The sequence below is a fragment of the Streptomyces sp. NPDC090088 genome, assembly GCF_044747345.1.
Lineage (GTDB): Bacteria > Actinomycetota > Actinomycetes > Streptomycetales > Streptomycetaceae > Streptomyces.
Genome location: NZ_JBIVDZ010000005.1, coordinates 746,924 through 773,771, shown reverse-complemented (window position 1 = coordinate 773,771; position 26,848 = coordinate 746,924). Strand labels below are relative to the sequence as shown.

Below are 26,848 nucleotides of genomic sequence, written 5' to 3'. Positions count from 1 at the left end.
TGCGCGGCGATGGAAGGCCGATCGTCTGTCTCGGAGAGCATGCTGGACGGCTTGATAATCGACCTTGTGGCGGGAGGGGATGAGGTGACGGATGCGGCATGGGAGCGGATAGTCCCGCTCCTGTCGCGTGTTGATGGTCGCGGTCGGCCGTAGCGGGATCATCGGCAGGTGGTGATCGGTGTGTTGTGGCGGTTACGGACCGGGCACCCTGGCGCGACCTTCCCGAGCGTTACGGCCCGTGACAGACCGCCCATGAACGATTCGCACGCTGGGAACGGGACGGCACCTGGGCAAGGTTGCTGGAATACGTCCAAGTCCGTGACGACGCAGTGAGCGCGGCGCAATGGACGGTGTCTGTCGACTCGACCATCGACCGTGCCCACCAGCACGCTGCAAGAGCTCGCAAAAATGGGGGTACTCGCGGTGGACGAACTGGATGATCTGGTGCCTCCGGCGGCCGACCAGGCTCTGAGCAGATCCCGGGGTGGACTGCCACCAGGGTCCACCGCGCAGCGGACGGTCGCGGGCTGCCGCTGGCTGTAGTCATCACGCCAGGCAACATCAACGATTCCACAGTGTTCGACACGGTGCTGGAGGCACTGCGGGCACCCCGCGCCCGCGCAGGTCGGCCGCGGCGTAGGCCCGAGACGGTGATCGCGGACAAGGCGTGTTCCTCGCGGGCCATCCGCTCCGGTTTACGACCGCGTGGCATTCGAGCGGTCATCCCTGAACGGGCCGACCAGACCGCAGGCCGACAGCGCCGTGGATCGGCCGGCGGGCGACCGCCAGCCTTCGATTCCGGGCAGTACAAGGCCCGCAACGTGGTCGAGCACTGCTTCGGCAGACTTCAAGCAGTTCCGGGCCGTCGCCACCCGCTTTGACAAGCTGACAGCCCGCTACCGCGCCGGGCTCCGTCTCGCCTCACTGATCCTCTGACTCCACCAATGCTGATCGTTTTGTCAGACAGATACCAGCCCTCGGAAATCCGGTCAGTTGCGGGGTTCGGCAGTGTGATCGGAGGTGTGTTCCTGCTGCAGGCGGGGGAAGTCGGTGGTCAGCAGGGCGATGAGGGCCTGCAGGTCGTCCTGGGCAAGGTTCTTGCGGAGGCTTCTGGCGATTTTCTCAGGGTCTCCTATGGGGAGGGTGAGGGTCCTGTCTCTCAGGCCAGCTTCGATCATGGCCGCGTGCAGGGAAGGAATGTCTCCGGATTCCACGCGGGCGAGCAGGTCCGGGCGGTGCTCCTTGAGCTGCCGCAGGGCACGTTCTCTGCGATTGCCGGTCGGGCGGGGCAAAATGTTTACATTGTGCACGGTTTCCTGGTCGGCTTCGTCTGGGACAGGATGGGTGGATGCCGGTGCGCCGGAGGATGTGGGAGGGCCCGGCAGCCGTTGCAGCACGGTGTCCAGCAGGACGAGGGTGGTGATGTCGTCGGCGGCCAGGCGTCTGACGAGTTCTTCGGTGGCTCCGAGCCCTTTGAGCGGCGGCGTGCGGACGAACTCCAGGAAGTCGTCGTAGCGTACTTCTTCTCCGCGCAGTGTGACGAAGTGACGCCACTTGTCGTTTTCGAGGACCTGGCGAAGCAGGCCAGGGACGCTGGCGAGTCCGTTCCTTCCCCGGTCGAGGCTGGAGCTGAGCGCGTCGATGACGCTGGATCGGGCGCGTAGGTCGTCCATGGGGGCTGCGGGTTCGGAGGGGTTCATCGGGGGCCTCCGGCATCCAGGGATTTGGCCCAGTCGGCAGCGAAGGTGATGCCGTCTTTGGTCTGCGAGAGGGTGGCCCAGTCGGCATTGGCCTGGGTTTCGCGGTTGACGCGGCCGCGCACCATCTTGAAGTCGTCCTGAAAGTGGACGCGTCCGATATATTGGCAGATTTTGTGCAGCTTATCCTGGTATTCCTTGCGGATCCGGAAGAGGGCCCGCGCCTGAGCTGCGGCCTGGCTCTGCTGTGGCGGCTCATGCGGATCACGGGTCGGGCCAGGGGCCGGAATGCGGCCTCGTGCGATGAGGCGGCGGACGACAGCGACGTCGGTCTGGGCCATGCCGTCCTCATCGATGATGTATTGCGCGTAGTGGTGGTATTCCACAGCGTGGGGTTCGGAGCCCAGGAAGGTCCGTTCCAGCTCGACGTCTTCGACCGAGAAGGAAGAGAAACCGAGTTGTCCTGATTCATCCATGCATTGGGTGGCTTCTTCCGGGTGCGCTCCTCTCTGCGTTGGCGGGGGATGCGCGCCGTTGCCGTCTGTGTTCTGGGCGAGCAGTTCCAGTTGTTCCGCCTCGTATGCGGCGACTTGCTGTTCGAGTTCGGTGATCTCGTGGACGATGTCCTTGTCGATGCCTTGGGCGAGTTCACGCAGGGGATCGAGAGAGGGCATGAAGACCACGGCGGGTCCGGAGTCGGCCCGGTCGGGGATCCGGACGACGCGGGCGGTTCCCTGGGCGAAGAAGAGTTCTGTCTTGGTCCTGGTCAGCCAGACGAGGACTCGTAGCCGGGGGATGTCGACGCCTTCGGAGACCATGCGGATCGCGATGATGTAGGGCTCGTCGCTGTCGGTGAAGGCCTCGAGGGTTTCGCTCGCATCGGGTTTTTCGCTGATGACAACGGCCGGTGTGTGGCCGGTGATCTCTTTGATGAGGCGGGCGTAGGCGTGGACGTGGTCTTTGTCGTTGGCGAGGATGAGGCAGCCGGCGTTGGGCACGGTGCGGCGGATGGCTGTCAGTTCTTTGTGGACGGCGGGCAGAAGGTCGGAGAACCAGCCGCTTTCGGGATCCATGACCACGCCCATGAATTTGGAGTGGTCGCTGCGGGTGACGGCCTCGGAGATGTTCGCGCTCATCGGCACGGTGTCCCCGAAGGGGAGTTCGTTGACCTTGGCGTCGTAGAAGCGGAAGTCCAGGCTGCGGATGACCTGGTCGCGCACGCCTCGGCCGGTGCCGTAGTCGTAGTCTCGGACGATCCGGCGCACCCCGTCGGCGTCCTGGCGGTAGCGGGCGAACGGGATGCGGTCCATGTCCGACCGGGTGGGCGTGCCGGTGAGCAGCAGACGGTAGCGGGCCAGTTCGAACGCGGTCTGCACCGCGACTCCCCAGGCCTTGTTCTCGCCGGTGTGGTGGGCCTCGTCGAGGATGACCAGCGTTTGGCGGATCTGCATGGCCTGGCTGAACGCGAAGGCGTTCTTCTTGGCGGCCAGCAGTCCGTAGGTCACCGATCCGCCGACGAATTCGCGGGACTGGTTGCGCGGCTGGTCGCCCTGCATGTCCGGGTTGAGGGCGATGCCGAACTGGGTGGCCTTGTCAGCCCACTGCCGGGTCAGCGCCTCGGTTGGTGACACCACGATCACAAAATTGATCAGGCCTTGCTGGATCAGGTGTTTCGCCACCGCGAGGGCGTACTCGGTCTTGCCTCCGCCGGGGCACACCGCGGCCAGGTAGGTCTGCGGCAGGCGGCTCGTGTACTCCTCGAACGCCGCCTGCTGCCACTCGCGCGGGCTGCGGACCCAGATCTCCGACATGACCATCCCATTTCTCCGGCGTCTTCGGCACCACGGCTTCGGGCAACCGGGCCCTGGCCCGGGGCGCCCACGCTCATCAGGCAGAACGATCTGTAAGCAGATCTGTATCGGCCCAGTACGGTGACAGCTATCGGCCTGCGGTTTCCTGCCGGCATGGCACTCGCGGCGGCGCAGTCGGGGTCCGGGGCCGCCGTGCCTCAAGGACCGGACGAGGTGGACAGCGGCGGGAGAGCCACCTTGGCGTTGGCAGGGTCCCGCAGTGTGGTCATCCGGATACGTCCCAAGAGGCCATCCAGCCGCGGGCGTAGGCGATGGCCTCTTGGAGCTGGGCGATGGTCGCCCGTTCCACAGTGGTTCCGGTTACGTGCATGATCCGCCTGTACACAGTCGCGAAGTCGTCTCGGCGACGGCGCCCGATGTACAGGACGATCAGCAACAGTTCGGCTCTGTATCGGCGCAGAACGCGGTAGACAGGCTCAGGCGACTTCGGGGCGGGCCCGTGTTCGGCGCGCGGATGGTGGTCGCAGGCGGGCAGCCCCGGCCCGCCCGCCTCAGCCTGATGCCGGGGTACGGGGGCCGTCGTGTCGTCGGCGGCGCATGAGGGTCCTACCGGATCGTGTGCCGTGACGGGCTGCTCGGGCAGCTTGCCGGGGTTCGGCCGGCGACTGTGTGGACGGAGGCTGGCAGCAGCTTCCGGAGTGCTGTGCCGCAGCCCGGCAAGCCAGTGCGGCAGGGGCCGGGAAGATTTCCTCGTGGCCCGGACCATGTCACCGGTTCTGGCAGGGTGCGGGAAGTACTCGATGCCGACCACGTGACTGTGCAGGGGGGCAGTGCGGATGCCGGGGAGGCGATCGGCCAGGGTCTGCCGCAGGTCTGCGGTCGTGCGGGCGAGCAGGGGCCAGACCAGTACGCCGGCGCTGGCTTCGTCGATCTGCTGATGGGCGGGAACGAAGATCTTGCAGTGCTTGCCGGTGGGAACGAGCGTGTCGGCATTGGCGTGCTGCCAGTGCACGCATTCGGTCGTGGGGTCGAAGAGCATCAGGATGACGGGGAGCCAGTGCCGCAGCCAGTACTCGACGTGCGCGCTGTCGCAGGCAACCCACCACCCTCCCGGTGCCGCGGCGCGGACGCAGCTTCTGCCGGACTTGATCTGCACGGCGAGCAGAGAACCGGTCGCCCGTCCGGTGCGGCCAGCCGCAAGGCTGGCGCCGGTGACGACTTCAAGGTGCGCGTCGATCCCGACGTCGCTGGTCTGCTGCTCTCTGAAGAGCCAGCCCAGCCGGGTGGTCACGAGGTAGCAGGCTCTCGCAACGCCGGCCCGGTCGACGAGATGGGTGGGGTGGATCCTGGTCACCAGGTGAGTCCTCCTGGATGGGCGGGCTGCGGCCGCGCAGATGCTTCGGCACCTGCGCAGACAGGCCAGCATCTGCTCGGCGCCTTGCCAGCTGAGTGCCCGTGGTTCACCGCTGCCCCGGGCCGTCGGGGCAGGCAGCCCATTGGCGGGCCAGGGCGATGCCCTGCTTGATCTGACTGATCGTGGCGGATTCGGAGATGGCTCCGGTTTCCCGGTCGATGTCTGCGCGGACAGCGGCAAGGTCTCCGGCCCGGTGACGGCGCGCGACGGAACGTGTCGCAGTATCGAGATCGTCCCGGTATCGCCTACGGACGAACTCGGCGGCCGTGCTGGCCATCTGCTCGGCCTCGTCGAGCGTGAGCTCGATCCGGCCGCCGGGCTCGGCCCGCAGGCGCCCCCTGGCCACGAACTCGCGGACCAATGCCACCTCCGTCAGCGCCTGCCCGTCAGCGCAAAGCAGGAAGTCACTGCCGACCTCAATGCGCTCACCCATGAAGACGTCACACTCCGAGCCCAGCAAGGCAGGTTCCGGCTCACCGTCATCCAGCGCCATCCGGCCGGGCTGATCCACTCCGGCCGGCTCAGGAGAGGCAGCCGAACTCTGCGCGTGCCGTCCCCCATACGGGAGGTTCGGCTCCTCGTCTGGCCACGACGGCGTGGGGCCGAAGGCGTGCTCCCCGGAAAGTGTCCGGCGTGCGTGTGGCAAGCAGGCCTGGAGTCTGGTGCTCAGGCGCTCAAGTGTCGCCACCTGGTGGGTGATGCTCTCTTCGACGTCCCGGGCGAGGGCGTGCAGCGTATCGAGGGCCGGCAGGAAAACCACAGCGGGCTCGCAGTGCGCGGGGTCAGGGATCCGCGTGACGCGGGCGATGCTCTGAGTGAAGCGGAGGTCCGACCGGTCCGCGGTCAGCCGGAGCAGAACACGCAGGCGCGGGATGTCGAGCCCTTCGCAAGCAGCCGGTATGGCAACGAGGTACGGTGCGCGGCTCGCGGCGAACTTCTTGAAGACCGCCGATGCCTCCGGACCGTCTGCGGTGGCAACTGCCGGAAGATGTCCGGTGATGGCTGCGACGAGACGGCCGCACGCCTGGGCCGATTCGGGCCCGTCGGCAAGGATCAGGCAGCCGGCGTCGGGAACGCTGCGGCGGATGTCCGTGAGCTCCCTGTGCACGGCCGGCATCAAGGCGGCGAGCCAGCCGCTGCTGAGGTCCATGGCCCGGCTCGTGAGGTTCGGGGTGCTGTCGTGTGCTGCGGCCTCAGTGACGCCGCCGGTAGGCGCTGCCTGCCCGAAGGGAACTTCCCGGACATCGCTGTCATAGAAGCGGAAGTCCACGTTGCGGATGCTCTGTTCCCGCACGCCGCGGCCGTAGTCATAGCTGAAGTCGGGAACCATCCGCGGCACCCTGTCAGTCTCAGGGCGGTAGGCGGCGAAGGGGATGCGCCCCTCACCCTGGTCTGCAGCACCCGTAAGCAGCAGACGAAAACGCGTACCCTTGAAGGCGGTTTGCACCGCCTTGCGCCAGCGCTTGTTCTCGCCAGCGTGGTGCGCTTCGTCAAAGATGGCGAGAGTACGGCTGGGCGGCACGGCCCGGGTGCGGATGGTGGACGCCTTCTCCACACTGGCCAGCAGACCGTACGTGATGACCGTGCCGGAGGGCGCTGTCGGATGGTCTTCTGCACTCCGGTGGTTGCTCGGCAGGCCCGCGTACAGGTCGATCCCGAACTGGCCGGCCCGGTCGATCCACTGCTGGGACAACACCTTCGTGGGAACCACGACGATCACACGACTGATGAGCTTTTCCGTGATCAGGTGCTTCGCCACTGCGAGGGCGAACTCGGTCTTTCCCCCGCCCGGACAGGCGGCCACGTGGTAGGTGGCGGGAAGCCGGCTGGTGAAGTCGTCGAAGGCTTCCCTCTGCCAGTGGCGCGGTTCACGGCTCCACACATTCGAGGCGCAGATGCCGCCGCCCGTCCCTTCGGCGTCGGCGCGCGCCGGCGCTGCGGTGATCCGCCGCAGAATCCTCTCCAGGACGCGATCGGGGGTGGGCGGACCGAGAGGCTGTTCGAGCCAGCGCGTCAGTTCGTGCAGCAGGGCACCGACCGGATCCGCCAGCGGCTCCTTGTCTTCATCGCTCATCCTGTCGTCTCCCGCTCTCCCGTCCCGGATGCCCCTGTGTCCATTTGATTCGTTCCTTCAGCCTGTGCCAGCGGACTCTCTCATTACCTGGTGACAAACCGAGAATTTCGGCCCGTTCCTTCGGAGCAGCCCCCAGGGCGACGAGCAGAACGTGGCTGCGGTCCACATCGCCCAGTGAACTGATGAGATCGCCGAACCACTTCCGTCTGTCCATCTCGGCCGCCCAGTCCCGGTCACTGCACAGGCCGCCCAACGGGTGTCCTGCAGATCCGAGTTCATCAAGAAACTCACTGGCCGAAACCTCAGGGCGCTGTTTCTTCTCCCGCCAGCGGTCGATCACGCGGCTCTTCACTCGCACACACATGAAAGCGTTCAGGGAGCTGGTGCTGCGGTCGACTCCGTCCCAGGCCAGCCAGAGTTCCTTGAAAGCCTGCTGCACGATGTCGTGACGGGCGCCGGCGTCTCTCACACCAGCCCTGCCCGCCCACCCGATCCAGACGTCGTACGTCTGCCTGAAGTAGGCGGCAAACCACGACTCTCCATCATTCACGCTCCGTGTCTCCCATGTGCCTCACTTGGCTGACGTGCCATCAACGCCGCTTCTGGAGGCTGAAGAGGGCGTCAGACATCGTGTCTCTCCTGTATGCCGAGAGCGGGGCCCATTTCGTTACACGCCCTGCGTCCGTCCCAGACAGCGCGCCAGGTGCCGGTCGTTTCGCACTCGGCAGGGTTTTAGACCGGAACCGGCGCCGCTGTCACTGCCTCGTGACCGCTGCAGAGCGGATTTCCGGACGCGAGGAATCACCCTGATGAGCGATGAATTCCGGCAGCCTCGTTGACAAGGCGCAGACAGTCCGCCCTCCGCTGCGAACCCTGCCCACGCACGCGGCGATCAGGGCGAGCGGGACGGCACGCCGGTGGGATCGATAGGCGGGGGCCCGGTGTGTCAGAGGCCCTGACAAAAGGCGCTGCACGTGCCGGTAGGTCATGAGACGGGTGGCGAGGCCGAGGAAGATGGCGGCGTATAAGCCAGTCCGTCCTCCCAAGAACGAGTCCGCTGACCAAGCTGCCGAGGAACTCGGGCAGCGCCGCGGAGAGCACGTTCACCGCATTCTCGGTGCGATGGGCTCTGCCTCCACCCGCGCCACTGACCGACGGAATCCCGTGCACCCACAGGGAGGCCCTTCACCTGGGCGCGGGCGGACCTTCGTGGAACAGATACCCGGCCTCACCCCCAGGTACGGCCAGCACACCGAGCGGCTGCGCTCCGCTCTGGCCGCGGTCGGTCTTGCCCTGGCCGGACGGGCCAGCGCCCGGCTGGCCGCCGTCCTCGGTATGTCCGTCAGCCGGAGCACGATCCTGCGCCTGGTCGACGCCCTGCCTGCCTCCAACAAGGCGTGGACGGCTGCGTGCCGGGTCCGGTCAGCGAAGCGGTGGCCTGTCGGCCACCTCGATGTCCGCGACCGCCGGGAACAACAGCTCCTTCAGCTGGAGCATGGCCTCTTCCACGGCCGGGACTTTCAGCCCAACCACTCTCGTGGCGACTGTTTCACGCTCAGCCGCCAGAGCGGATCCCTCGCACTGTCTGAGCCCCTTGCCTCAGGAACAGGGCCGGCACGCTGCCGCCTCGCCGACCGGATCCGCGCTGTCAGCGGCGCGCCGTAGGGTGCTCGTATGCCCACATATGACACCGCTGCGGTCCTGGACCCCATATACGTCCGTCTCGTCTCCGAACGCGGAGACATCCCCGCGCAAGCCCGTGACGAGGCACAGCGCGCTCAGGGCCTGCTTGAGCAGTTCTACCCCTCGGGCGTCACCGGCCCGGCTCAGGGTGCACAGCCTAGTTTCTTCTCTCGCCGTGCACCGCTTGCGCCGGGGACGTCGCCGTCCTCGGACCAGTCCGGCGTATAGCAGTCGAGCTCTTGGGCCAGGAGCAGCCCTGGCGCTGGAGGAAGTTCTGACGAGGACCGGTAGTCCGTCGGACAGCGGTCTACTCGAACGGCTCCCGGCCGACGCGCTCGAGCACGCGGCCGCCGGCACCGGCTCGGATGACAGGACGTTTCCTTCTCCCCTGCCAGCCACCACACCGAGTACGAACCGGAGTGTTGGGCTCAGTCGGTGTGGCGCTGGGTCGGGTCGAGTCGGCTGAGCACGGCGCGGACCAAGTCGCGGCTGCAGGGGGCGCGGTTTCGATCTCCACCGTCGTTGCGTCCCTTTCCCATCCCGACTCACGCCCCGTGTCCATGCTGCAAGTCTCACATCACAGTCAAGCCGTGGCACCTGGGCCAGGCAGCCTCATTCTCACACTCGAAGGCACAGTCACCAATTGAGATGACGTCTAGAAGCCTGATCCACGACCGCCCCACGGCAACGAGCAGGAGACACAACCATGGTGGAAGCGTCTGCGTAGGCAGGACTGATCCCGGCCAAGGCGGAGCAGAAACCACACCGCCAGCTGGAGCTGTACCGGAAACTACAGGCGAGCGATTCCTCCCGGGCATACCGGAGTTTCGCCGCTCGGCCGGCCGATGGCGGCTTCTACCAGCAGCCCGCTCCTTGGGGCTCACGACGGCGCGCAAGAAACGCAAGAGCCCGTCCGGTGTTTCGAAGCCGCCGGCGACTGGGCGGAGTGCACTGGATAGACGTATGCGGAGGGTTCGTCCTCGTCTCGTCAGCGGGTCCGTTCAGCTGCCCCGAGCAACTCCGATATGCCCTGACCGGCCAGGGCGTCGCCGCCCATCTCTCCGACCGGTCTGCGGACCGAACGACATCGGGCACACCATGCCCTCGTCCATCACCTGTTGAACGAGGGCATGGGGCTATGCGCCATCGCCCGTCACCTGGGCTGGGGCCGGCACACCGTACAGCGGTACGCCGCGCGACCCGCTGGCAGGACATCGTCACCGGCCGCCGCACCCGGACCAACCACCTCGACCGTCACCGCTCCTACCTACAACACCGCATCGACGAAGTCGGAGGGAACACCACCATCAAGGAACTGCACGAGGACCTCGCAGCACACGGCCAGCCGGTGCCCTACACCGGCCTGCGCGACTGGGCGCGCACCCGTCTGCAATGGCCTGTCCGGCCCGACGCCCCCGATCCCCCCATGGCCGCACCGTCCGTCCGGACGGTGTCCGGCTGGCTCACCCCCCACCCGGACACCCTCGCCCAGGACGAGATCCAGCAGTTCAAGGCCGTGCTGACCGCCTGCCCAGAACTCGACCAGGCCCATCAACCCGTAGGCGATTTCGCGGAGATGCTCACAACACGCGCCGGCACTCTGCTGCCGGAGTGGATCGACAGAGCCCGTGCCGCACAACTGCCAGGCATCACGGGCTTCGCCAGCGGGCTGACCGCTGACCTCGAAGCCGTGGTCGCCGGCCTCACCCTGCCCTGGAGCTCCGGAAGCATCGAGGGCGCCGTGACCCGCATCAAGAAGATCAAGCGGCAGCTCTACGGACGCGCCGGATTCGGACTACTCCGCAAGGTGATCCTGCTCCAGTTACCCTCTGCGACAGCTCCCCCGGATCTGTGACAGATTCGAATTTTGTGACCTCCGCCCAGACCTTCGAGCCCGCCCTGGCTCAGGTTTCATGAACCGGATGATTTCACTCACCACGCCGAGGCGGCCTTTTCATTACCTCACGAATCTTAGTTCTGCAGGCATGGCTAACCTCTGTCCAGCTTTGGAACGCGATCAGCCATCCTGCGTCGTGCGCATTCCGCTGGTGATTAAACTGATTCGCAATACTCCTCAATCGGTCCACAACCTGTCCGGTCAGTTCCTCCAGTGAATCCGGACCGAACTGGGTCAAGCCCGTCCTTGCTGCATCCAACTGATTCGCCAACTCATGACAGGAACGTGCACTCCTGGCCAACACTACGGGGAGCGACTCCGAAGCCTGACCCTGTTCCCCCCGGTTGGGGAAGCAGCGAACCACGTTGCGCCAGATCCCGTCGAAACTTCCTTCAACCTGCACTAAGGCGTTTAGGAACTCGGCGCATGCAGCTTGCCTCTTTTCCCACAATCCTTGCCCGTGCTGGACTGATCCCGCCTCACGCGGCTGCCTAAAAGTGACCCAGACGGCTGCCAACGCCGCCGGAACGCCTACAATCGCTGCCAGCAAGGCAGCCCATCCCGGATCCATGGGGCCATATTGTCGCTCTTCATGCGTTTCTTCCTGAGGCCCATTCAATATCGCCTCACCGTGTGAATGTCCGTACCCCAGTGCCAGTAGTTGACGCTATGCCTACGTTTGTCGAGTCCTGACCACGAGTGCAGTCAGAGCGGGTGCCACCCCATAGGGATGTCTGGACGGAAGAGTCCACCCCAGCAGCCAGCTGGGCACTACCTCCAAGCCCGGTCCTTCAGGGCCGGGTCAAGTTGACCGTGTCTCAGACCGATCCGCCCCGCAGCACTTGTTGAGCTGCCCCGGTGAAATCCCGACCTGCACGCTCAAGATCGTCCAAGGAACTGCTGCTCATGCCCACGAGGTCGGCGAACCGACGTGCAGTACCCGCCACCTCATCCGGCCCCTCCAACAGCACGGCGCCCAGTGCACGTTGCAGTCCCGGACGGTCGCCTGGCTGCCCCTCCCCCGTACGCCGCGCAAGAAGCGCGGCCTCCACCACTTCGACATAGCGCGCATAGATCTGCCGCCGCGCTTCGTGGAGGCGGGCGGCGCGCTGCTCCTCCAGGGTCATCCGTACCGTTTCGAGCATGGCATCCGCCTGCCGGTTGCCCGCATGCCGTGCTGCCTCGGCTTGCTGCTCGCCGGCTCCGCGGGCGAACCATCCGGTGACAAGGCTCCCGAGCAGTGCCGATCCGGCCGCGAGCGCTGCAATTCCCCACTCCGTCATGCGGCTCATTCTTCATGCCCGCCGGGTTGTGGCCGGGACGAGAGTGTCGATCTCGCCGACCGCGCAGGACGGAGCGGAGGCCTCTACATGCTCGCCGGTACGATCTGTCTATGCCGTCCGAGAAATGGGACTCTCTGATCAGCGGAAACGCCAGACACGACGTCTCGTCAGCCAATAGGATTAACAGGATTGGGGCGACGGGCGACGGGCGACGGGCGACGGGCGACGGGCGACGGGCGACGGGCGACGGGCGACGGGCGACGGGCGACGGGCGACGGGCGACGGGCGCGATGTGCTGTTTGCTGCCCGGTCGGCGAGTGCGCTGTACCGGCTGCTGGACGTGCTGCCCGTCTTCGCCGGTGACGAACGCGTCAGCCGGTCCTACGCACTTGTGCCGGGTTCCGATTTCGGTATCGACGCGCTGAGCGCTGTGGAGCGTGCCGGGGCGCGCACGGTCGCCTGGGACGAGGCTTCTCGCCGCTCCTACGACCTGGTCGTGGCCGCCAGTCCGAAAGGGGACATCGGACTGCTGAGCGGGCCGCGGGTGCTGCTTCCGCATGGTGCCGGCTTCGGCAAGAGCGTGCCCGGCGAGGGCTCTGGAACCGATACGGCGTCCGGCCTGGATCCGCTCTACCTGCTGTCCGGCGGCCACACCCTGGCGTCCGTCCATGCGCTGGCCCATCCCAGCCAGGTGACCCGGCTGGCCGCCGCCAGTGAACAGGCGGCAGCACGGGCCAGGATCGTGGGGGATCCCACCCTGGAGCGAGTGCTGGCCTCCCGTTCCCTGCGGGAACGCTACCGGGCCGCGCTGGGTACCGGCCCCCGGAAACTGGTCGTCCTGACCTCCACATGGGGTCCCGAGTCGCTGCTTCGCCGACGTCCGTCCCTGGCCGTCGACCTGCTGGGGGCCCTGCCGTACGACGCGTATCAGGTGGCGCTGATCGTGCATCCCAACGAACGCACCCGCACCGATGCCTTCGACCTGTCCGAACAGCTATCGCCTGCCCTGGACGCCGGGCTGGTGCTGGCCGGGGCGTATGAAGAGTGGGCCGCGGTCCTTGTGGCAGCCGACGCCGTGATCACCGATCACGGGTCCGCCGCCGTGTACGCGGCCGCGCTGGGGTGTCCTCTGGCCAGTGTCTACGACGGCGGCAGGGAACTCATCCGCGGCACGCCGATGGCCGAGTTCCTGGAGAATGGTCCTCGCCTGCGCGAGGCGAGCGCCGACGCGCTGGAGGAGGTCCTGGCCGCGTCTGATCCCGGTGCGATACGGGCGTTGGCGCAGGCCTCGTTCGCCGAGCAGGGACATGCCCTGCAGTTGCTGCGCGAGGAGGTGTACCGGCTGCTGGATCTCGCACTGCCTGCCGCACCGGTCAATGCGCGGGTTCTGCCGCCTCCCCGCCGAGCCGAGCGCGTGCCGGCGGCGTTCGCCGTGCGCGCTGACCTCGGAAGCTCGCGTGTCACGGTGGAGCGCCTTCCCGTGCACACGAGCAGGACGGCTCACCATCTGGCCGCCGTGTACGGGGCGGCCGGTGAGCGGCATCTCCAGAGTGCAGCTCTGCTGTACCGGCTGGCCGCGCAGCCTGCGGCCGGCTCGCACGGCACGTTCTGGACGGCCGCCGGATGGACCGCCCGTGTCCTTGAGGACTATCCCGGCTGCCGCACCGCTGCGGTCATCGTGTCATCGTCGCTGTGCCTGCTGCGCAGACGTGCGGGGACGCTGCTGACTGTGCGGATTGCTCCCTGCCGGTCCGGCGACCGCGTCACCTACGCCGATCCGGCGGCCGTGCTCAGCGCGGTACACGCCTGGCTGGGAAGCCACACCGGGCCCACGCCACTGTCCGGGACCGTGACGTGCTCGGTGGGGGGTCTCGCCTTTCGGGCCGAGATATCCGCAGCAACCGATGCGCAGGCAGCCGTTCTGCTGTAGTCGCCTCATCCCGGGAAGTCCCTCCCGGTGCACCCGGCACGCCGGCACCAGGGCATCGGAGACAGCCAGGGGGAGAAAGTCAAGCCAGCGCTCCGTTGCGTCGGCGGATGATGGCCGCCGTCTCGCGGTGCTGGGCGGCTTGCGTTTCGTCTGCGGTGTCCTGCGCCAGCGTGGCGAGGCAGTCGTGAATGGCAGCCTGGTCCTGTTGGGCGCTGCGTTTGACGGCTCCGGTGAGGGCCTCGTCGTACAGCGCCCGGGCCTGGTCGGTGCGCCCGAGACGGTGCAGCACCTGGCCCAGGGCGAAGGCGGTACGGGCTGTCATGCGTTCCCGGCCCAGGTCGCGGGCCATGGTGTGAGCTTGCTCCAGCAGTGGTGCGGCGGGCTCCCACTGCTCGGCCCCTGCGAGTGCCTGTCCCCACCGGTAGGTCTGAAGCATGACGCCGTAGGTGTTATTGAGGGTGCGGTGTGTCTCCAGCGCGGTCTGGAAGTCGGTCGCCGCGCCGGCCCAGTCTCCTTGCGCCTGGCGGAACATACCGTGGAACTCGGTGACGGACGCGGCCAGTTTGCGGTCCGTGTCGGTGTCTGACAGTGTCTCGGCTGCCGCCAGAGCCTTCTCCAACTGCTCCTGGGCGCCTGGGACGTCGCCCCGTTCCCACAGCGGCCGTGCCAGCTGGCAGCGCATGCGGATCAGGGCAGGCACCTGTCCGGCCCGCTGGGCTGCCAGGACGGCGGTGCGGAACGTTTCGACAAGGTCGGAGCTGTACGGGTGGTCGAGGTAATGCGTCCACAGGGGCTCGCACAGCGCCCAGGCCTCTTCGTCGAGGCGCAGGGTGTAGGCGATCCGGACGCATCCGTACAGTGCGAGGCGTTCGGTCTGCAGCCAGCCCAGTGCCCGGCTCGCCGCTGTCTCGTTCGGGGCGGACGGTGCCAGGGACACGTCCGGTGAGTTCTCGATTGGTGGCACGGCAGCAGCTAGTGTCAGCCGGGTGCCGGCGGCGGCGGTGTCGGCGCGCTGGGCCTGGCGCAGATACCAGTGCACGATCCGCCGCTGCCCCTCGGCACATTCCAGGTCGTCTGCCCCGTCGCGTTCGGCGCAGCGGGCCGCGTGGGCGCGCAGCAGTTCTGGCAGGCGGATCCGCTCGCTGTGCAGATCGAGCAGACCGGCGCTTTCCAGTTCCTCCAGTGCCTCCTCTGCCTTCTCGCGGCCCATGCCGAGCAGTGCGGTGGCGCTGTCGGTGGTGAAGGAGGTTGAGGGGGCGGCGGCGAGCAGCCGGTAGAGGGTCTGGGTATGCGGGCTGAGCGTCGTGTAGGCCGCGTCCCATACCCGTTCCACCACGGCTACCCCCTTGTCGTGCAGTTCCGTGGTCAGTTCGGCCAGCAGGCGCTCCAGCGGGCGGCGGCGGTGGCGGCGCATCCACCGGCCGGCGACGTGCAGGGCTGCGGGCAGTCCGGAGCACAGGCGCACGAGGCCGGCCGCTGCCTCTGGCTCGGCGGCCAGCCGTGGGTCGTCCACGACCTGCCGCAGCAGGTCCAGGGCGTAGCCGTCGTCCAGCGGGCCCAGCGGCAGCTCGAGCACCGCCCCGTCTTCCAGGTCGTACAGCGGGCCCTGGCTCGTGATGATCACCAGGCTGCGGCCGGACGCCGGGAGCAGGGGCACCACCTCGGCGCCGTAGCGGGCGTTGTCGATGACGACCAGCAGCCGCTTGCCGTCAGTCCGCGTCCAGTACTGCTTACGGCGGGCCTGGAAGGAGCGCTCAAGCCATTCCGCACCGACGCCGAGGGAACGCAGAAGTTCCCGCAGAACGTCGTCGACCTCCACGGCCCCGTCTCGCCGCCACTCGTCCAGGTCGACGTAGAGCACCCCGTCCGGATAGCGGTCCCGCACGTGACGTGCGATCCGGAAGGCCAGTTCGGTTTTCCCCACACCTGCAAGGCCTTTGAGGACCAGGCACAGAGGACGGGAGCGGTCGTTGCCCTCCGCGAATGCGCCGAATGCGCGTGCCTGTTCTGGCTCCCGGTCGACGAAACAGGCAGCCTCCGGCGGGATCTGATACGTCATTCCGGGACCGACTCCGTTGCCTCGACTCGTACAGCCCGACCGTGCATGACAACACTCACCCAGCCAGGCACCCTGGACACCACAGCCCAACCCTACGGTCACATGCGCCAGTTGAACTGCATTTCCGGCCCCGCCCCGGGGCAGTGGTCGTCGACCCGGTTCTTTCAGCAAGCCCTCTGCGCGGCACAGCCTTCGGGTGGCCAGTAGCTGTCGTAGGCCGCTGCTAGCGTCAACGCAGGCCCAAGAAGCAAGAAGCGCGGGACAGTCACGCAGAGGGAAGGTGGCACGAAGCGAGGGAAGACCAGGGCCTCGACTGGGCTTCCTGCGCAGCTCGTCAGGGCGGCGAGCACGTTGCGGCCCATGGTGCCGAGCTGGTGGGCGATCAATTCGAGTGTGAGGCTGTGCAGAATCTCGATCCCTGCTGCGGCAGGTCCTCGCGCAGGAGCCTGGCGGGTTTGTTGGTGTGGTCAGGAGTAAAAGAGTGTTTTGTCCCGGCGAGGTTGTTTGGTGGCGTTTCGAAGGGCGAGTGGGTCCGCGACCGTTGAGGCGAGAGTGGTCCATGCGGTCCGTGTGACAGGAGGCTGCACACCCCTGCCCGTTTAGTTCGAGTTGCCCCTTCCTGATAGGCAATACCCTCGTTTGATGCTGTTTGTTCCCTGGGGATGCGTCGTGCCCGACGGAACTACCGAAACATGACGCGACAGCGCGCCCGTACCCCCCAGCGACCTGTCCGATGCCCGCTGGGAGTTGATCGGCCTCACGCTCACCGCCTGGCGGGCCGAGCGCAGAGGCAAGGGCCTGGACATCGACTGCCCACCCGAGCACGACCTGCGCCGCTTCATGGACGCCATCCTGTACGTCGACCGCACCGGGATCCCCTGGGCGGTACCTGCCGCACGATTTCGCACCCTGGGAAACGGTCTACGGCTACTTCGCCGCTCGGCAGAAGGAAGGCATCTTCGACCACCTCAACGGCCTGCTACGGCGTCTGGCCCGTGCGTCCGAAGGTCGGAATCCCGAGCCGAGCGCCTGCGTGCTGGACGCACAGAGCATCAAGACCTCCGCCAACGTGCCGGCGGCCGGCCAGGGCATCGACGCAGGCAAGGAAATCGCAGGCCGCAAGCGCCACATCGGCGTCGACATCCTCAGGCCTGTTGCTGGCCGCCTGGGTGACTGCGGCGAGCGTCTCCGACAACACCGACGGGATCCACCTGCTCTCCCAGCTCTCCGCCGCAACCCCTCGAGTGACCAAGGCGTGGGCCGATACCGGCTACCGGACGAAAGCCATCGACCACGGCGCCCGCCTGGGAATCGACGTCGAAGTCGTCCAACGTGACCCTGGCGTCAAAGGGTTCAAGGTGATCCCCCGACGTTGGGTGGTCGAACGGACCCTCGGTTGGCTGATGCACCACCGCCGTCTCGCACGCGACTACGAGACCCGCCCCCACCGATCCGAAGCCATATCCACGTCGCAATGATCGACCTCATAAGCCGACTCGCCAATGAATCCACTCCGAACTGGTGTGACACCTGAACCTCGAACCAAACAACCTCGCCGGGACAAAGCACTCTTTCAGAGGACGGTTCGGAACTTCATGTCCGTTTCGGATATAGCGAAGCACGTCAGCTGGCAAGTGAGCACGGCGGGGCAATAGCTTGACTGGAGGAGGGTGGGCGTGGGGCCTCGTGACATGGCCGGCAAAGGTGCGCCACGATGATCACTATGACCGACGGAATTACATGGCTTGCTGCTCCCCAGTCGATCGCCTTCGGTGGCTACAGTGTGGTGCTCGCTCGGGGATTGGACGCCGAAGAGCTGGTGTCTCGGCTGACCGCGACAGTGTTCGGGCCGACGCGTACGGCGCGTGGTCTGGGCCGCCTCACCAGCAAAGACCTGATCGATGTCGTGGAGGACGGGCCCTGGGACCCCTACCCCGCGATAGGTCTACGTTATGGAGAGACCGGCGAATGGGTCTTCGTCATCAAGTACGGTGGCTGGCAGGCGGAGTTCGGCTCGCAGCCAGCTGTTTCTCGGGGTGGTGCACACGTCTTCCAGCTGGAATTCGAAGAGGAGAACGGTAAGCCGGTACCGCCTCAGTTCTCTTATCTTCACGACGATCGTCTCATGTGCGCCTTCAATCTCCACCTGGACCGTTCATGGGGATACGACGGCGTGAACGGTGATCGCGAGGTGGCGGTACGCGTTGAGGAGATGCTGACTGCTGCCGGACTACCAGACGCCACCGCGCCTCGCCGCGAAGTGCACCGCACCGCATTGGAGATCATCGAACGATACTTCGGCCTTTCCCTGCCACGCAGGCAAGTCCTGGGGGCCGAACTTCCCGCTGTGGTCCTGGAGATCGCGTAGCCGACGAATCCCCCAACTGAAGCGACTGGTCACATCGAGGTAGGGACGTGGCAGGGTTGCTGGTCGCTTACTGCTTCCTGGTGAAACTGCCGACGTCGACTTCGGTGAGGACATCGAGTTTGACCAGGCGTTTCAGCTTGGCGCGGGCGCCTTCGATGTTCTTCGGCAGCAGTTCGTGACCGAGCGCTTCGCAGACGTCCTTCGCCCGTAGCGGTCCGGCCGCGTGGTTGAAGGCGGTGAGGATGCCGGGGTAGTCCGGGTGCTCGGGCAGACCTGGTGTGTGGGCCGGGAGCCGGTCGGCGAGGGCGGTGACGGTCTTGCGGGTGATCGCGAGGTGCTCCAGGTGCATCTCGGCCTGCCGCAGCCGGGTCTGCAGGTCGTCGATCTGTGCGCGGAGGTCGTCGGCCAGGGCCCGGGCGGCGTCTTCCTGGAGGCCCAGGGCGTCGAGCAGGGGCTGGATGTTCACGCTGCCACTGCCTGCGCCTCGCGCCAGGCGGGGGCGTTCGCGCCCGTGAGGCGTCGGGTCATGACGTGGGTCATCGCCCAGTAGACGCGGGAGGCGGAGGAGGAGGGGCAGTGCTCGTAGTCGCGGACCAGGCGCCGGTGCAGTATCAGGATCCCGTAGGTCTGCTCGACCCTCCACCGCTTCGGCTGCGGCACGAACCCCTTGGCATGCGGGCTGCGTTCGACGATCTCGACCTCGATGCCCAGGCCGGCGCCGTGCAGGACGACCTGGTTCTTGAAGCCCTGGTCGACCAGGGCTTTGCGGACGGTTCCGCCGGTGCGCTTGGCGACCTGGTCCAGCAGGATGGTGCCCGCGGCGTTGTCGTGGGTGTTCGCGGCGAGGACGACGACCGCGATGACCAGGCCGAGGACGTCCACGGCAAGACCCCGCTTGCGGCCGGGCACGCGCTTGGCGGGGTCGCGACCGGTCGTGGCGGCGGGGACCCCGGCGGCCACGTGGACACTCTGGGTGTCCAGGACCACCAGGGTCGGGTCCTCTAATCGTCGGGCGCGGTCGCGGACCTGGCAGCGCAGGAGTTCATGAATGACCCGGTCGGTCCTGTCGTCCCGCCAGGCGGCGAAGTAGTAGTACGTCGCGCTCTTCTGCGGCAGGTCGTGAGGGAGATAGGCCCACTGGCAACCGGTCCGCCCCTGGTAGAGGATGGCGTTCACGATCTCCCGCATGTCGTAGGCGCCCTGATGACCGCTGACTGAGCGGTGCCGGTCCTTCCACGCGGTGATCACCGGCTCGATCAACGACCACTGCTCGTCCGATAAGTCGCTCGGGTACGGCTTGCGTTCGCTCACCCGGCCACATCACCAGATCACCAACCGCGGACCGGCAGAGTCCGCCCCGCCGCCACACGATCAGGCGACAGCAGATCCACTCAAAGACTCACGAACCGCCCACTGAGACCGTTCATGATCGCGACTTTGGTGATCCTCCGTGGCTTTGGCACTGAGTTCGGCCGATCTTGGCGCATAGGGACGCGTGGTGGAGGGCATGCACCGGCTGCAGGCTGCGATCCTTTCGGCGCAACCGCGCCCACGGCGTTCGCCGAGGAGTTGGCCAAACGGGCCACTTAGCCCCCCGATACGATCACGGGCTTCCCCCTGCAACCGTCCACCGGTGAATGTCAGCTATGTACTTCTTACCGTCGACAGTCGAGATCCGATAGGACCCTTCCCCTAGGTCCTCGACCCGTGACTCCTCACTCTCGATGAGGTCCGCCGCCTTATCGACTACGAGGTCCTGGAGGAGCGCTGGAGCGTTCTCGAGCTTCACTTTCCCTCCACGTCCTTGATCTTGCTACTACATTCTCGATGTAGGGTACTGACCCCTCGACCGCACCGCTTGAAACAACAGGTCAGCACGGCGGTCACGCTGCGGCCCCGCTGAACCTCACTACTGATGCCAGCTTTCGGCTCCTAGGTCCAGGAGCGGCGTGACGCCATCGAGGTGGCCGCTTCGTCCTCAAAGAGCAACCCTTGTTCCTCAGCCTTCCGGGCCCACGTGACTAACAACTCTGCGTCACGTACGACGCTTTCGACCACAACATGTCGACCTGGTGGAACCACAGGTTCTGGAGGAGGACATCGCCCACGGCCGTTCATGATCGCGGTTGTGGTGACCCTCCGTGGCTCTGTCGCTGATTCGGGGGGGGTGTCAGCCGGTTGATCAAGGCGACAGGAGGATGCGGCGTCGTAGGAGGTCGAAGTTGGCCCGGCCGTACATCTGTCTCTTCAGCAGCTTGATCCTGGTGACGTTGCCCTCGACCGCTCCCGAGGTGAAGGTGGTGGTCAGGGCGCCGAGTACGGCTGCGCGGTCGCGGCGTATGCCGGCGGCCAGGGTGCGGAGTTCTCGCTGTCCGTCGAGGCGGACGTCGGCGAGCCAGACGTCGAGGGCCAGGTGCTTGCTGCGGCGTTCGCGCACCATCGCGGCCAGGCGCCGGGCGCATTGGGTGGTTGTGGCCAGGGCGGGGCTGCGTTCGCACAGCTCACCGAGGCACTTGGACTCGGTGTCGGTGAGGCGTTCGGGCCGGCGCATGATCCAGTCGGTGACCCGGCGGACGGTCAGGTGGGGAAGCGGAGCGTCGGCCGGGATCGTTCCGGTGCGGTAGGGCCGCACGTGGCGGCGGACGGTGTTGATGTCGCCGCGGTAGCCGAGCTGCTGGATCTCCCGGGTGAGTGCGGCGGCGTTGGTGCAGCCCTCCATCCACCGGTGATGCAGGTAGAGCCGGTAGTCGTCGATCACGCTGGGGCGGTGGGTTGCCGCGATGAGGAGCTGTTCGACGTCGGCGGCCCGGGCGAAGCGCAGGACGGTGCCGCGGCTGAGGCGGAGTTCGCGGGCGATGGCTCGCAGGCTGTCGCCGCGTTCGATGCGTTCGTGGATCTGCTGGTGGCGTTCGCGGGTGCGGGCGACCAGCGGCCGCTGCCGTCCGTGCACGTCCAGTTCGTCCAGGGTGGTGGGGCGGACATCGTCCTGGCCGGCCTGGACGCTCAGGGGTTCTCGCAGGTCGGCGCGGTGTCGTCCGACGATGCGTTCGACGGCCTCGGCGAGGTTGTGTAGCAGGTGCCAGGCATCGGCCACTTGCCGGGCCTGTGGTGCACCGGCGTGGGCGCCGTCACGGAAGGAACCGGCACGGTCTCGGCAGACAACCCTCACCTCGGGGTGTTCGCGCAGCCAGACGGCGAAGGTGTGCGCGGTTCGGTCCGCGAGGACGTCGACGGGGCGGTGGGTATGCATGTTGACGAGGATCGTCGCGTAGGTACGGCCGCGGCGCACGGCGAACTCGCCGACGCCCAGGCATGGGACAGACTCTGGCTGCGGGAGGGGCAGTGCGCGAAGGAGGCGGAGCAGGGTGTCCTTGCCGGTAGCGACGGCCAGGCGTCCGCACAGACTGGCACCGGCACGCCCGCCCAGGAACAGGGCGATGTCCGTGAGCTGGGCGGTGAGGGCATTCGTGCGGCGTGCGTGCCGACGCGTCAGGTCCGGTATCTGCTCGGCGAAGGTTCGGCGCCTGCAACTGTTGTTGCCGCACACGAGACGCCGTGCCCGCAGGTCCAGTCGCACCTGCCGACCAGCGACGGGACGGTCCGCCAGACACCGCTGGTAGTAGCAGTGCACACGCGAGGATCTCCATCCACACCCCGGACAGGCGGCCGACCCCACCGTTGACCGGACCGCAAGACGGACCTCAGCGACCCCAAGGACAACCTCTTCCACCTCGACTCCGGCCCTCTGAAAAGGAGGTCAGCGAGGCGAACCACATCCCCCACGCACAGGTGATGCCCACCTGCCCGTGATCGTCACACACCCCCAAATCAGCGACAGAGCCAGATCTTGTAGAGCGGTCACAGCCAGCGAGGACCCAGAGTGTCGGCCTGGATTCAGGTTGGACTGAATCCAGGCCATTCGGACATGCTTCAAGGCATAGATATCGGGACTGAGCTCGACAACTTCCTTGGTGAGAAGCGGGCCCTGGTCGACGCCATCAGGCAGGAGTTCCGTGATGGCACACCCGCCAAAGCCATCGCCCGGGCCGGCTCTGTCCCAGATCTTGGGGAGCGGTAGCGGAGCGTTGCCGTGAGACGTCGACGGTACGTCGTGATCACGAGCGATCTCCGCGCTGTACACCGTCGTAGCCAGCACTACCGTACATCGCCTTCCGCTAGTGTCGAAGCGGCGCAAGACATTCGCTGTACCCTCACCCCAGGAGCCCCCCATGCCGGTGATGTACAAGGCCGGGGACTGGCTGACGGTTCTCGATGGACCGGACGAAGGCGCGACTCTGCAAATCACCTCCGTCCGGATGTTCGCTGCGGACCCCGGGTACTACCTTGTTGGCGGCGCGGGACTCTACAACCCGGGAATGGTCACGCTGGCCCGCGAGCGCAGCGAAGGCAACCCGTGCGGGAATCCGTGTAACGAGCGCCAGCACGGTGAGCTGAGGACCTGCGAGCATTGCCGGGGCATGTGCCTTTGCCACCTTGTTCGCGAGTTCGTCAAAGACGTCCGCCCAGCATGACTCCAGCAGGGGCAGTCCTCACTCGCCGCGGACCGCCAGTTCCACAGAGCGTCGCAGTGGATCACTGTGCTGGGTCTCCCGGTACGCCGCAGCTTCCTCTTGGGTGTATCCCCGGTAGAAGCGGGTCATGTGGCGCGTTGGGTACGACGGCGGGAAGACGCTGCCGTGTCGGTCGTATTCGATCACGCGGCGCCGGGGCTGTACGGCGGCCGCGAGTTCCCTGGTGGCTCGGTGGGTCTGCGCTGACTGTGCGCGGTGCCAGGCGTCCGTCCAGTCTCCTTGGTCCTGGTAAGGGATGTTGCAGACCTGGAGGAAGGCCTGGAGCTGGCTGAGGCTGAGCATGGTGACGCCCTGGAGCATGCGGCTGACGGTGGTGGTTGGCAGTCGGCCGTGCTGGGCTCGGCGCTCCATTTCCCGCAGTGGCATGTACCCGGCCCGTGCATAGGCGGCCTGCAGCGCCAGGCGCAGTTCAGCGGGCGTGTTGATCAGCCGGGGTACCGGTACAACGTTTGGTCCCTTGCGGCTTTGGGCTCGGGCCTCTCGCCAGTACCTGCGGGCCTGGTCGATTGAGGCGCCGCAGGCTTGAGCGTAGGCCTCCACGACGGGCAGGCGTGGAATGGCCTGTGCGCTGGCGGCTCGCTGCAGTGTGCTGATGGAGCAGGGGTGCTGTGTGGTTTGTGTTCGGGCGGCGAGGTCGGCGTATCGCAGGCGGGCTTCGGTGCGTCGTTCCCGCAGCCAGGCGGCCAGGGTGAGCAGGGGAAAGTTGAACTGGTTGTTGGGCAGGGGCTTTTCCGGGCGTCCCACGGGTCGCCTCCTCACGCTTTGCCTGAGGCGGGGGTGATCCGCCCGGTGGGTTGGATCCTGCGGCGGGCGGTAGCCGCGCTAATGCCGAGACTGCTGAGCACGTACATGAGGGCAGCCGGATCGACAGGCTGCGAGGCAAGCCAGGAGCTGGCAAGGATGACGACGATGATCAGGATGGTCTGGTGACGGGTCGCTGGGTGTCGCTCTGGCATGGCGACACCTGCGGCATGGCGCCGTCGGCTCATGCGGATCTCCCCTTCGGGGATCGGACCGGCGGATGTGGCTGGAGCCGTCCGCCGGTCGTTGCGGACTCCTTCTTCTTCCCGCGGGGTGGTGGCAGTCACCGGGCGGGTGCAGCACATCGTGCCCTACAACGCGGCTGCGTGCGGGAGTTGTTTCATCCTTGAGCCTTCCCTGGGGCGAGCCCGCCCTGGGAGCACCTGCCGCAGGAGCGCACACCGTGCTGACCTGCTCAAAGAGCCGACTGCTCGGTGTCTCACTCCGATGGGAACGGAGATTGTTTCAGTGGTGTCCCATTCTGGGTTGTCCTTTGCCGGCCGGGGTGCAACGCTCTGCGCAGGTTCTCCTCGGCGGCTGCGGACTCCTTCCACTGGCATCGAGGCACGACGAACTCAGGTACCGGCGATGTGTGTGGCAGCACACGGTGCCCAGATGAGAGCCGGACTTCCAGCCCGGCTCTCGTCGCAGTCCAGCGGTCGCCCGTTTCTCAGTATCTGCTCGACGCCCGGTTCCACGGACCACAGATGACAGCGGTGGGCCCTTCCTGTATGGAAAACCGCGCCTGTCGGGGCCATGCCGGCAGGCCCGCACGCTCAGTCGGTGTGACGCTGGGTTGGATCGAGCCGGCTGAGTACGGCGCGGACCAGGTCGCGGCTGTAGGGGGCGTGTGGCTTCCGGATGGCCTCGGGAGACGCGGGGTTGGTGGGCGGGTGCGGAGGTTCGGCTGATGTGACGGCCGTGCCAGGGCCGTGCTGTTGTTCTTGGATCAGGTAGGTGATCTTGGCCCATTGGCGGAAGTTGCCGTGACAGGCGAGATCGTCGATCCATAGCAGGTCGTCGGCGGGAGCGCCGGCCCACAACGGGTGGTACTGAGGGATGACGGTGAGGACTTCGCCGGGGGTGAGGGGCTTGTAGCGCTGCCAGACGAGGATGCGGGAGTCGAGGGCGGGACGGTTTTTGATCTTCTGGTAGCAGCTTTCTGCGCCGACGAGGACGACGGCGAGGCGGGTGTCCTCGTCGTCCCAGAGCTCACGGATGAATTCGAAGGCGCGGGTGTCGAGCCACTGTGCTTCGTCGACGACCAGGACCCGAGAGGTCTCGGCCAGTGCCTCTTTGATCATGGCCTCGCAGCGGGTGCTGCGGGCGGGAGGCTGGCCGGGCAGGTCGAGCTTTTTGTAGAGGGTCTCAAGGAGGGCCTGGATCCTGGAGGAACTGAGTTTGACGCGCAGGGTGGTGTAGGGGGCGAGATCATCGAGGTGGCTGTTGACAGAGAAGGTCTTGCCCAGGCCAACGCCGCCGTGGACGCACATCATGGCGCCTCTGCCGTTGTGGGCGTTGAGGGTGGTGACGAGGTTGGCGTAGGTCTCTGCGCTGGCCTGGGTGAGGATGGCGCTGGCGCCTGGCAGGCCGAGGTAGTGGTAGTTGGGGCCGGTGGCCGGCTGTTTGTCGGGGGCGGTGGCAGGGTGCGTCATGGGGTGTCCTGGGGCTTGGGATCGGGCAGCGGCTGGGTCCAGCGGGAGGATGAGGGCTGGGGCCGGCTGAGGAGGTCGGGCCGGGCCTCGGAGTGCTGGTCGTGCGAGAAGCTCTTGAGTTCGCGGAGCTGCGCGGCTGCCTGGCTGGCGGTGAGGCGGTTGCGGGGCTGGGGCGGTTGAGCGACGGTGGTGGGGACGAAGCGGGGTTTGGAGTTCTTGCGGGCGCGGCGGGCTTTGGCGGCGTAGTGATCGGCTTCGCGACGGCGGGCGTTGCGCAGTTCGCGGGCGTGCTGGGGGCTCATCTCGTCGCTGCGGAAGGCGGCGCCGCGGTAGGCGAGGGTGTCGGCGTCGTAGAGCTCGACGCGGTGGAACTGGTTGGGTTCGTGGCGCAGGCGGACCATCTCGCCGGCGCTGCCGTGACCGTGCATCCAGGTGCCGACGTAGTAGGCGCTCTTCCAGCGGACGCCCTTGCTGGTGATCTTCAGGGGTGGGCCGGCGTCTTTGAGGGTGTAGGTGTGGAGGTCTTCGGCATCGAGGGTGTCGATGGGGGTGAGGTCGGTGTGCCAGGCCTGGGCGGGGGTGCGCCGGTGGAGGCGGGCGATGGCGTGGTCGTTGTTCCACCAGTCGACCCAGTCCAGCAGGAGGGTGACGAAGGTTTCGTAGTCGAGGAGTTCGTCCATTTCCCACAGGGGGCCACCGCGGCGGTCGCGGCGGCTTCGGGGGGTGTGAGAGTAGCCGGGCAGGCCTTTGAACAGCGTGTGTTTGACGGCGCCGTTGACGGCTTCGACGGTGCCTTTGAGGTGGGGGCTGTAGGGGGGCAGGACGATCAGTTCGGTGCCGAATTTCTTGAACGCCTCGTCGACGCAGGTGCTCAGGAAGTCGCGGCCGCGGTCGACGCGGACCTTGCGGGGGACGCCGCCGAAGGGCCGGTAGTGGTCGCCGCAGAGGATGGCGTCGCGGGCGGCGGCGAGGATGGCGTCCTGGCCGGGCTGGTGGGGGGTGACGGCCAGGCCGCAGATGGTGCAGGTGGCGTGGTCCACGAACCAGGTGATCCACGGTTTGCTGCGCTGCCCGTCGACGTTGACGAAGACACTGGCTTCGACGTGGTCGGTCTCCCAGACGTCGTTGCGGTTACCGTGGGGGCGCAGGGCGTGGACGTCATGGCGGCGCCGCCCGGCTTCTCCTGCTCTGAGAGCGGCGCGCTGGCCGGGGCTGAGTGCGCGGCCCACCGCACGGTGGAAGGTGGCCGGGGAGGCCGGCGGGGTGCCGAGGAGGGCGCGTCGGGCGAGTTCGCGATAGGCGGCCGTGACGTTGCCGTGCCATTGGGCCAGGGTCTCGTGCATGGCCGGGGTGAGGGTGAAGTGGTGGCGGCCCCTTGGGGTGTAGGTGCCGTTGTGGGTGTCGGCGTTGTCCATCCAGCGGCGCACGGTGCGCCAGTGGACGGTGAAAGCGCTGGCGACGGTTCGGATGTCGTGGTGGGTGAGGTTCTGTGCGTCGCGTAGGCGCAGCAGGCGGCGTACGGCGGCGGCGCGCAGCGAGGTGGTGTCGTAGGGGCCGTCGGGCGGAGGTGTGGCGGGCACGGAA

Annotated in this window: 19 protein-coding genes and 2 pseudogenes; 6 read left to right on the top strand and 15 right to left on the bottom strand. The window is 66.9% G+C overall.

The window, feature by feature from the left end:
* Positions 1-39: 39 nt before the first annotated feature.
* Positions 40-936, top strand: a pseudogene (locus ACIPSJ_RS27225) (IS5 family transposase).
* A 53-nt stretch (positions 937-989) separates the two neighbouring features.
* Here the strand turns inward: ACIPSJ_RS27225 and ACIPSJ_RS27220 are convergent.
* The 5 genes from ACIPSJ_RS27220 to ACIPSJ_RS27200 form a co-directional block, all read right to left on the bottom strand.
* On the bottom strand, positions 990-1,700 hold the full coding sequence (locus ACIPSJ_RS27220) for a hypothetical protein (protein ID WP_401349868.1): 711 nt from the start codon (positions 1,698-1,700) through the stop codon (positions 990-992).
* Complete coding sequence (locus ACIPSJ_RS27215; protein WP_401349867.1) at positions 1,697-3,508, bottom strand: DEAD/DEAH box helicase; 1,812 nt, start codon at positions 3,506-3,508, stop codon at positions 1,697-1,699. The genes ACIPSJ_RS27220 and ACIPSJ_RS27215 overlap by 4 nt, the downstream gene beginning before the upstream one ends.
* 265 nt (positions 3,509-3,773) lie before the next feature.
* On the bottom strand, positions 3,774-4,862 hold the full coding sequence (locus ACIPSJ_RS27210) for a DUF4365 domain-containing protein (RefSeq protein WP_401349865.1): 1,089 nt from the start codon (positions 4,860-4,862) through the stop codon (positions 3,774-3,776).
* Between the two features lie 106 nt (positions 4,863-4,968).
* Positions 4,969-6,996 (bottom strand): DEAD/DEAH box helicase, encoded by a 2,028-nt coding sequence (locus ACIPSJ_RS27205; RefSeq protein WP_401349863.1) that lies wholly within the window; start codon positions 6,994-6,996, stop codon positions 4,969-4,971.
* Positions 6,986-7,546 (bottom strand): RNA polymerase sigma factor, encoded by a 561-nt coding sequence (locus ACIPSJ_RS27200; RefSeq protein WP_401349860.1) that lies wholly within the window; start codon positions 7,544-7,546, stop codon positions 6,986-6,988. Before ACIPSJ_RS27200 ends, ACIPSJ_RS27205 begins: the two co-directional genes overlap by 11 nt.
* Positions 7,547-9,817: 2,271 nt before the next feature.
* Between ACIPSJ_RS27200 and ACIPSJ_RS27195 the strand changes: the two genes are divergently transcribed.
* On the top strand, positions 9,818-10,534 hold the full coding sequence (locus tag ACIPSJ_RS27195) for a transposase (RefSeq protein ID WP_401349859.1): 717 nt from the start codon (positions 9,818-9,820) through the stop codon (positions 10,532-10,534).
* 860 nt (positions 10,535-11,394) lie between these two features.
* Here the strand turns inward: ACIPSJ_RS27195 and ACIPSJ_RS27190 are convergent.
* A complete protein-coding gene (locus tag ACIPSJ_RS27190; RefSeq protein ID WP_401349857.1) occupies positions 11,395-11,859 on the bottom strand; it encodes a hypothetical protein in 465 nt (154 codons plus the stop codon).
* Positions 11,860-12,151: 292 nt separating this feature from the next.
* On the opposite strand from ACIPSJ_RS27190, the gene ACIPSJ_RS27185 reads away from it, so the two are divergent.
* Positions 12,152-13,789: a translation initiation factor 2 gene (locus tag ACIPSJ_RS27185; protein ID WP_401349856.1), complete on the top strand. Its 1,638-nt coding sequence runs from the start codon at positions 12,152-12,154 to the stop codon at positions 13,787-13,789.
* A 79-nt stretch (positions 13,790-13,868) separates the two neighbouring features.
* On the opposite strand, the gene ACIPSJ_RS27180 is transcribed toward ACIPSJ_RS27185, so the two are convergent.
* Positions 13,869-15,848 carry a tetratricopeptide repeat protein gene (locus ACIPSJ_RS27180; RefSeq protein ID WP_401349854.1) on the bottom strand — a complete coding sequence of 660 codons (1,980 nt, stop codon included), beginning with the start codon at positions 15,846-15,848 and terminating at the stop codon, positions 13,869-13,871.
* Between the two features lie 726 nt (positions 15,849-16,574).
* Between ACIPSJ_RS27180 and ACIPSJ_RS27175 the strand changes: the two are divergent.
* Both ACIPSJ_RS27175 and ACIPSJ_RS27170 read left to right on the top strand, forming a co-directional pair.
* Positions 16,575-17,382 (top strand): annotated as a pseudogene (locus ACIPSJ_RS27175) (IS5 family transposase).
* 180 nt (positions 17,383-17,562) lie between these two features.
* Entirely contained in the window at positions 17,563-18,216 is a 654-nt protein-coding gene (locus ACIPSJ_RS27170; RefSeq protein ID WP_401349853.1) for a DUF6461 domain-containing protein, read from the top strand.
* A gap of 67 nt (positions 18,217-18,283) precedes the next feature.
* Here the strand turns inward: ACIPSJ_RS27170 and ACIPSJ_RS27165 are convergent, their stop codons facing one another.
* The 4 genes from ACIPSJ_RS27165 to ACIPSJ_RS27150 all read right to left on the bottom strand — a co-directional run bounded on the left by ACIPSJ_RS27165 (position 18,284) and on the right by ACIPSJ_RS27150 (position 21,946).
* Entirely contained in the window at positions 18,284-18,682 is a 399-nt protein-coding gene (locus ACIPSJ_RS27165; protein ID WP_401349851.1) for a hypothetical protein, read from the bottom strand.
* The gene (locus ACIPSJ_RS27160; RefSeq protein WP_401349848.1) at positions 18,679-19,527 is read right to left on the bottom strand and encodes an IS5 family transposase; all 849 of its coding nucleotides are present in this window, start codon (positions 19,525-19,527) and stop codon (positions 18,679-18,681) included. Before ACIPSJ_RS27160 ends, ACIPSJ_RS27165 begins: the two co-directional genes overlap by 4 nt.
* A 292-nt stretch (positions 19,528-19,819) precedes the next feature.
* Complete coding sequence (locus ACIPSJ_RS27155; protein WP_401349846.1) at positions 19,820-20,005, bottom strand: hypothetical protein; 186 nt, start codon at positions 20,003-20,005, stop codon at positions 19,820-19,822.
* A gap of 393 nt (positions 20,006-20,398) precedes the next feature.
* Positions 20,399-21,946 carry an ISL3 family transposase gene (locus tag ACIPSJ_RS27150; RefSeq protein ID WP_401349844.1) on the bottom strand — a complete coding sequence of 516 codons (1,548 nt, stop codon included), beginning with the start codon at positions 21,944-21,946 and terminating at the stop codon, positions 20,399-20,401.
* Between the two features lie 499 nt (positions 21,947-22,445).
* Here ACIPSJ_RS27150 and ACIPSJ_RS27145 point away from each other — a divergent pair, with 499 nt between their 5' ends.
* Entirely contained in the window at positions 22,446-22,748 is a 303-nt protein-coding gene (locus ACIPSJ_RS27145; RefSeq protein ID WP_401349842.1) for a hypothetical protein, read from the top strand.
* Positions 22,749-22,766: 18 nt separating this feature from the next.
* On the opposite strand, the gene ACIPSJ_RS27140 is transcribed toward ACIPSJ_RS27145, so the two are convergent.
* The 4 genes from ACIPSJ_RS27140 to ACIPSJ_RS27125 all read right to left on the bottom strand — a co-directional run bounded on the left by ACIPSJ_RS27140 (position 22,767) and on the right by ACIPSJ_RS27125 (position 26,844).
* Complete coding sequence (locus ACIPSJ_RS27140) at positions 22,767-23,552, bottom strand: helix-turn-helix domain-containing protein (protein WP_401349841.1); 786 nt, start codon at positions 23,550-23,552, stop codon at positions 22,767-22,769.
* An 11-nt stretch (positions 23,553-23,563) separates the two neighbouring features.
* Positions 23,564-23,797, bottom strand: coding sequence for a hypothetical protein (locus ACIPSJ_RS27135; RefSeq protein ID WP_401349839.1), 234 nt, complete (start codon positions 23,795-23,797; stop codon positions 23,564-23,566).
* Positions 23,798-24,385: 588 nt separating this feature from the next.
* A complete protein-coding gene (locus tag ACIPSJ_RS27130) occupies positions 24,386-25,264 on the bottom strand; it encodes an AAA family ATPase (RefSeq protein ID WP_401349837.1) in 879 nt (292 codons plus the stop codon).
* Positions 25,261-26,844 (bottom strand): recombinase, encoded by a 1,584-nt coding sequence (locus tag ACIPSJ_RS27125; protein ID WP_401349835.1) that lies wholly within the window; start codon positions 26,842-26,844, stop codon positions 25,261-25,263. Before ACIPSJ_RS27125 ends, ACIPSJ_RS27130 begins: the two co-directional genes overlap by 4 nt.
* Between the last annotated feature and the right edge of the window lie 4 nt (positions 26,845-26,848).

Coding starts and splice junctions, on each gene's coding strand:
- ACIPSJ_RS27220 (WP_401349868.1), bottom strand. CDS start 1,700: ATGAACCCCTCCGAACCCGCAGCCCCCATGGACGACCTACGCGCCCGA.
- ACIPSJ_RS27215 (WP_401349867.1), bottom strand. CDS start 3,508: ATGTCGGAGATCTGGGTCCGCAGCCCGCGCGAGTGGCAGCAGGCGGCG.
- ACIPSJ_RS27205 (WP_401349863.1), bottom strand. CDS start 6,996: ATGAGCGATGAAGACAAGGAGCCGCTGGCGGATCCGGTCGGTGCCCTG.
- ACIPSJ_RS27195 (WP_401349859.1), top strand. CDS start 9,818: ATGCGCCATCGCCCGTCACCTGGGCTGGGGCCGGCACACCGTACAGCG.
- ACIPSJ_RS27190 (WP_401349857.1), bottom strand. CDS start 11,859: ATGACGGAGTGGGGAATTGCAGCGCTCGCGGCCGGATCGGCACTGCTC.
- ACIPSJ_RS27180 (WP_401349854.1), bottom strand. CDS start 15,848: ATGACGTATCAGATCCCGCCGGAGGCTGCCTGTTTCGTCGACCGGGAG.
- ACIPSJ_RS27170 (WP_401349853.1), top strand. CDS start 17,563: ATGATCACTATGACCGACGGAATTACATGGCTTGCTGCTCCCCAGTCG.
- ACIPSJ_RS27145 (WP_401349842.1), top strand. CDS start 22,446: ATGCCGGTGATGTACAAGGCCGGGGACTGGCTGACGGTTCTCGATGGA.
- ACIPSJ_RS27135 (WP_401349839.1), bottom strand. CDS start 23,797: ATGAGCCGACGGCGCCATGCCGCAGGTGTCGCCATGCCAGAGCGACAC.
- ACIPSJ_RS27130 (WP_401349837.1), bottom strand. CDS start 25,264: ATGACGCACCCTGCCACCGCCCCCGACAAACAGCCGGCCACCGGCCCC.